Here is a 5884-nt window from a genome sequence, read left to right as displayed (position 1 = left end):
CGGCGGCCAACACAACAGACACCATGTGTTTGCTCGCTGGCGACAAACGTCCGCCTCATGCGGCGCGCACGGCCGGAGCGATGAAGACATGGGGGAGTTGTGCTACGAGCGCCGCCTGGAAAGCGCGCAATGAGATCCGCAGCGAAGCGCGAGCAGCACGCGTCATGCGGCGCAGCGAAAACAGCGCGAACCCGAATGAACGACCGGGGTTACTTCACGTAGATCGTGATCTTCTTGGAGTAGATCGGCGGGTTGTGCGGAATGTGCTTGTCGTCGGCCATCAGCAGTTGCAAGGTATGTTTGCCCGGCGGCAGCTCGATCGTGGTCTCGGTCTCGCCGGCGCCGAAATGCAGATGGTTGCGGTCGTTCGGGATTTCCTTGTCCATGGGCGGCAGGTCGGTATCGATCAGCAGATGGTGATGGCCGCTGTTCGGAAACTTCACGCCGCGCGGCGCCACGCCCATGCCGCGCAGCCCGAACCACACCTTGATCGGCTTGCCCGCCGGCAAGACCTGGTTGTTGTTGGGAAAGCCGATATACAGGTAGGCATGGGCGGGCGCGGGCGTGGCGTCCGCGCTTGCGCCGCTCGGCGTGCCACCGATCAGAAGCAGGCTGGCGGCGAGCGCAGCAGCCGGAATGAGCTTACGCATGGACTGTCTCCCGTATCGTGCCGCCGGCCCGGCGGCCCGGGGCCTTATCGAACGGTGATGGTGATCTTCTTGGAGTAGATCGGCGGGTCGTGGGGCTTGTGATCCTTGTCGCCGAGCAGCAACTGCAAGGTGTGCTTGCCCGGCGGCAACTCGATCCGCGCCTCGGTCTCGCCGGCGCCGAAGTGCAGGTGGTTCCGGTCATTCGGAATCTCCTTGTCCATCGGCGGCAGGTCCGTGTCAATCAACAGGTGGTGGTGGCCGACATTGGCCATGTCGACGCCCTTGGGGGCGATCCCCATATTGCGCAGGCCCATGCGCACCCAGAATTTTCCGCCATCGATCACGGCGCCGTCGGGCGGCCAGATGATGTAGACCTCGGCATTGGGTGGGGACGTCGTGGACAACGAGATCGAAGGCAACGGAGCCAGCAGCGACGCTGCCAATGTGCCGAGCACGGTTCGCCTGTGCATACGTTAGCCCTCCCGAACAGCTTGTCTCGAAACGCGGTGAATTCTTGCTATTGGTGCTTGGCTTTTGGCTGATTCGTTGATTGGCTTCAGGCCGGCGCGCTGCATTTCGTCATCCAATTTCGTCATTCAGCTTAGAACGGAAAACAGCAAAAAGATACTTGGCGATACCCTGCGCCGCGCCGGTGCCGCGCGGTTGTGAGCTTGCTACGCCACCCGGCGTTGCGAAGCACCTCCGGATTCACAATCGCTGTGCTATGGTTGATTGAGCCAGCCCAGTGCCGCTAGCGCTGCATCACGTCGGCGCAAAGGACAAGGCGGGCCGGCCAGGTGATGGCCGGGCATCATCGCTCTCGCGTGCCGCGTCACGCCGTTGGCACGTGGACCGCCGATGCACTTCGGCGCCGTACGAACAAGGCCTGCATATGTGGCGAAAATTCCTTGTCGTGTGCCTGCTCGGGTTGGCTGCGGTCGTGCGGGCCGAAGCCGGTATCGACACGCCAACCCTCCCCCCCGAGGCAAGGCACCCGGCCGCCGCCCCCGCGAGCGCTCCGGGCAGGCGCCTCGCCCTGGTCATCGGCAACGGCGCCTATGTGGACGAGCCGCTGCCCAACGCCGCCAATGACGCCCGGGCAATGCGCCGCACCTTGGCCGCGCTCGGCTTCGACGTCATGCTCCGCGAGAACCTGGACCGGGAAGGCATGGCGCGCGCGCTTGCCGAATTCCAGCAGCGCCTGCAGGCCGGCGGCACGGGGTTGTTCTATTTCGCGGGGCACGGCATCGAGGTCGCGGACACCCCGGTGATGATTCCCGTCGATGTGGGCAGCCGCACACCTGGCCGCTTGCTCACCGCGGGCACCGGGCTTGACGCAGTACTGGCCAGCATGTCGGCGCCAAGGCCGGACATGCTTAACGTGGTGATCCTCGATAGCTGCCTGGACAACCCCTATCGCGGCAGTGCCGTCAAGCCGCCCGCCGCCCCCGCCAACACGCTGATTGCCTATGCCACGGCCCCCGGCGCCGTGGCAGCCGAGGGCGCGCGGCACGGCGCGTTCACCGGCGCCCTGCTGCGCACGATGCGCATACCCGGCCTTGATGCCGAGGCCGCCCTGCGCCGGGCCGGCGAAATGGTGAGCCAGCACACCGGGCGGCGGCAGCAACCGTGGCTATCATCGTCGTTATCCGCCCCGCTCCGATTCGCGGCGAACGCCGCGGCCACCGGCGAAAACGACAACGACACGGACACCGTCAACGACAAGGACAACGCACCCTTCACGCTCGCGCACAGGCAAGCCCATCCGCTGATCCTTGCGCAGCATCGCGGCATCCTTCCCAAGGACAGCGACGAGCAGTACGAGCTCAGCTTCTGGGACTCCATCAAGAACAGCAATTTCGCAAGTGACTACGAGGCCTACCTTAAGGCCTATCCGAACGGCCGCTTCGCGCCGCTGGCGCGCGCCAGGATCGAGCGGCTGCGCGCGGCCGGGCCGCCTGCCGAGCGTGCTCGCACGCCAGGCGCCTCATCCGGGCAAGCCACCGCGCAAGGCACCGTCACGCCGCCGCCAGCACGCGCCCAGTCCGGCAAGGTGCAGGCGCCGCCTGCCGCGCCATCACCAACCGCGCCTGCCGCATCCACTCCACCCGCCCCGGCCGCAAGCGCGCCTGCACCCGCCACGCAACGAGCTGCCGCGGCCGGCGCCGTGACAGTCGAGATCAAGCCGGGCGAGGTCAAGGACTGCCCGGCCTGTCCCGTGCTGCACAGCCTGCCGGCGGGCAGCTTCACCATGGGCAGCAACGGCGGTGACCCGACCGAGAAGCCGCCGCATCACGTCACCATCGGCCAGCCCTTCGCGATCGGCAAGTACGAAGTCACGGTGGAACAATGGGGCGCCTGCGCTGATGCGGGGGCATGCCAGCGCATCGCCACTGTCGCCAACGCACCCAGGAACGCCCCCGTGCGCGATGTGAGCTGGGACGATGCCCAGCAGTACGTCGCCTGGCTGAGCAAGGTCAGCGGCAAGCACTACCGCCTGCCGACCGAAGCCGAGTGGGAGTACGCCGCCCGGGGCGGCACCACGACGCTCTACTGGTGGGGCGACCAGATGCGCAAAGGCACGGCCAACTGCAAGGACTGCGGCGAACCGTGGAATGCCGACGCGCCCGCCAACGTCGGCTCCTTTGCCGCCAATGGCTACGGCCTCCACGACATGAACGGCAGCGTGTGGGAATGGGTCGCCGACTGCTGGCATATCTCCTACAAAAACGCGCCTGCCGACGGACGCGCCTGGGACGAGCCCGGCTGCGGCGTGCGCGTGATCCGCGGCGGCTCATGGCATGAAGGCGCGAGCTATATGCTCTCCTCCACCCGCTTCAAGTACAGCGCGAGCGTACGCCAGTCGCAAAACGGCTTTCGCGTCGTGCGGGACCTGAAGTAGCCGCTGCCAATGGCGCCTTGCCTGGCTAGCGCGGGTTGGTGGATATCTGCACCATGTCGGCACCGATGTGGCTTTCTCCGTGCTTCGCCGCCATCGGACCCAGCTGCCTGTCGAGCGCGCGCAGGTAGTCCTGCCTGGGCTCCGACTCGGGGCGCAGCGCGTCGAACAGCGGCGCAGGCGTGGTGATCAGCACGATCAGCTCCGTGCCGAACGGCTTCGAGATCACCCAGTCCCCGAGGCTGCCCACGGCAGCGGTGTAGCTGGCGGGTGCCTGGTTGGCCTTGGCGCGCTGGCTTGGCACCATATGCACGACCTTGCCATCGGCCATGTAGTAGTCGACGTAGACATAGGTGTCGTAAGGCGGCGTGGTGATATCCACGATCAGTGGCGTTCCCTCCGTGAGTTGCGCGCCGGGCGCCCGGGTACGGATCGTGGTCAGCGCGGTTGCGCTGCGGCGCCCCGACCAGTATGGCGAGATCAGCTTGACCACGTCGCACTTGTCATCGCCCAGCGTCTGCACGTCCAGGTTTAGCGTCTGCACGCCGGGCACCGCGCCCAGTTCGTCTTTCAGGCGCTTGATGCCAAAGCGCTCCGCCACGTAGCCACGCACCTGCAGTACATGGTCCTGCCCGGTGGCCGACAGCAGCGAGCAAGGCGCGCGTGCCAGCACCGGCGCCACGGCCTGCATGGAGAGCGTGCGCTCGGGCCGGGCTTCCTCGCTCGGTCGCGCCGGCGGCGGCGAGCCCGGCGCGGCGGATGGCGTCACTGCGGCTTGGGGAGTGGCGGATACCACCGCGCTTGACGCGGATTGCGCCGCAGGCTGCTGTCCCTCCTGCGCGGTGCGCGCGCGCCACACGTAGTAACCCAGCCCGCCCGCCAGCAGCACACCGGCCACCGACGCAGCGCCAAGCTTGGCCATTGGCATGCCACCGTGGCGCTCGGTGCCCATGTCGGCCAGGAAACGCGCCACGGTAGGCGTGCGCGTCGCGCGATCGAAAGACAGCGCCGCGCGCAGTGCACGCCACTGCCCGCGGCTTAGCACCTTGGGGCGCTGTGGCTTGAGGCCGGCGCCGCGCGCCTGGTTGGCCGACAGCCGCTCATAGGGGTGCCTGCCGGTCAGCAGTTCATAGGTCACGCAGGCCAGCGCGTAGATGTCGTCGCGCGGATCCGGCTCGCGATGCTCGAACATCTCGGGGCTGGCATAAGCGGGGGTCATGCCGCCGAGCGTGCCGGGGTCGAACACGGTCGGGTCCGCGTCGTCCGCCGGTTGCTGGAAGACGCGCGCGATGCCGAAATCGATCACCTTCACTTCGCCGCTATCGGTGAGGAAGACATTGGCGGGCTTGAAGTCGCAGTGGACGAAGCCGCGCTCGTGCGCATAGGACAAGGCCCGGCCCATGCCGGTGATGATCGGCAGCGCCTTGGCGTAAGGCATGCCGGCAAAGTCTGGCGCGCGCAAGACACGATTGAGCGACTTGCCCGACAGGTACTCCATGGTCAGGTAGACCACCGAGCCATCGCGGTCGAAGTCATAGACCGTCACGATATTGCGGTGCGCCAGCGTCTGCGCCTTGCGCGCCTCGCGCTGCAGTGCGATCAGCGATTTCGGATGACCCCGGAACTGCACATTGAGGACCTTGATGGCGATGTACGGCTTGCGGTCCGAGGCCTCGAGCTTGCGCAGGTCGAGCGCCTTGTAGACCGTCCCCATGCCGCCCACGCCCAGGCACTCCTCCAGCACGAAGCGGCCATTCAAGGTATCGCCCACCCCTTTGGTCTGCTCCGCCCCGGCAATCGCCTGATCGCTCGCGGGCGCTTGCGATGGCAGGGAAGGCGCGGACGCCATGCCAGCGTGGCCAGTCTGCACGCGGGTTTCCTCGCCGCCATCCTCGAACTGGGTTGCCCCGCGGCGCTCGATGCGCCGCAACACCTCTTCATAAACGCCAGGCGGCAGCGGGAAGCGGGTGTTCTCCTCGCTGAGCATGTCCGCTAGCTGCGTGGCGCTTGCCTGGTCCGCGGCCAAGGTGCTGTCAATGCGGGCCAACAGTTCGTCGTGCGACAGACCACCGCTTTGGAAGGTACGTATCAGGTCTGGAATGCTAGGCATCGATGCAGCCACGACGTGATTGCGCGAAGTTGCGCATTGAGCGCCCACTCGCCCGTCTACAGCGAGTACCTGCCCACGATGGATACTAGTGCGCACTCACGCCAATCGCAAACCCCTCGTGCTTTGCATCAACGCCGGCAAGCCAAGCCAGCGGCACGATGGCGCCGCAAGAGCCACTACCTGTCGCACATGCGCGAACACCCGGTGTTGCTGTGTTGGCCGCCA

At 66.7% G+C, this 5884-nt stretch carries 4 protein-coding genes; 1 reads left to right on the top strand and 3 read right to left on the bottom strand.

Annotated elements, in window-relative coordinates:
• Positions 1–209: 209 nt before the first annotated feature.
• Positions 210–650 carry a DUF4399 domain-containing protein gene (locus AC1RQC_RS40200; RefSeq protein WP_492833186.1) on the bottom strand — a complete coding sequence of 147 codons (441 nt, stop codon included), beginning with the start codon at positions 648–650 and terminating at the stop codon, positions 210–212.
• Between the two features lie 44 nt (positions 651–694).
• A complete protein-coding gene (locus tag AC1RQC_RS40195; protein WP_150993583.1) occupies positions 695–1120 on the bottom strand; it encodes a DUF4399 domain-containing protein in 426 nt (141 codons plus the stop codon).
• Between the two features lie 422 nt (positions 1121–1542).
• On the opposite strand from AC1RQC_RS40195, the gene AC1RQC_RS40190 reads away from it, so the two are divergent.
• Positions 1543–3552 carry an SUMF1/EgtB/PvdO family nonheme iron enzyme gene (locus AC1RQC_RS40190; RefSeq protein WP_492833184.1) on the top strand — a complete coding sequence of 670 codons (2010 nt, stop codon included), beginning with the start codon at positions 1543–1545 and terminating at the stop codon, positions 3550–3552.
• Positions 3553–3577: 25 nt separating this feature from the next.
• Here the strand turns inward: AC1RQC_RS40190 and AC1RQC_RS40185 are convergent, their stop codons facing one another.
• A complete protein-coding gene (locus AC1RQC_RS40185) occupies positions 3578–5659 on the bottom strand; it encodes a serine/threonine protein kinase (protein WP_492886843.1) in 2082 nt (693 codons plus the stop codon).
• Between the last annotated feature and the right edge of the window lie 225 nt (positions 5660–5884).

The sequence above is a fragment of the Cupriavidus sp. GW822-FHT03E04 genome (genome assembly GCF_058801495.1).
Note: the sequence above shows the minus strand (reverse complement) of the source record. Positions and strands in the feature narration are given on the sequence as shown.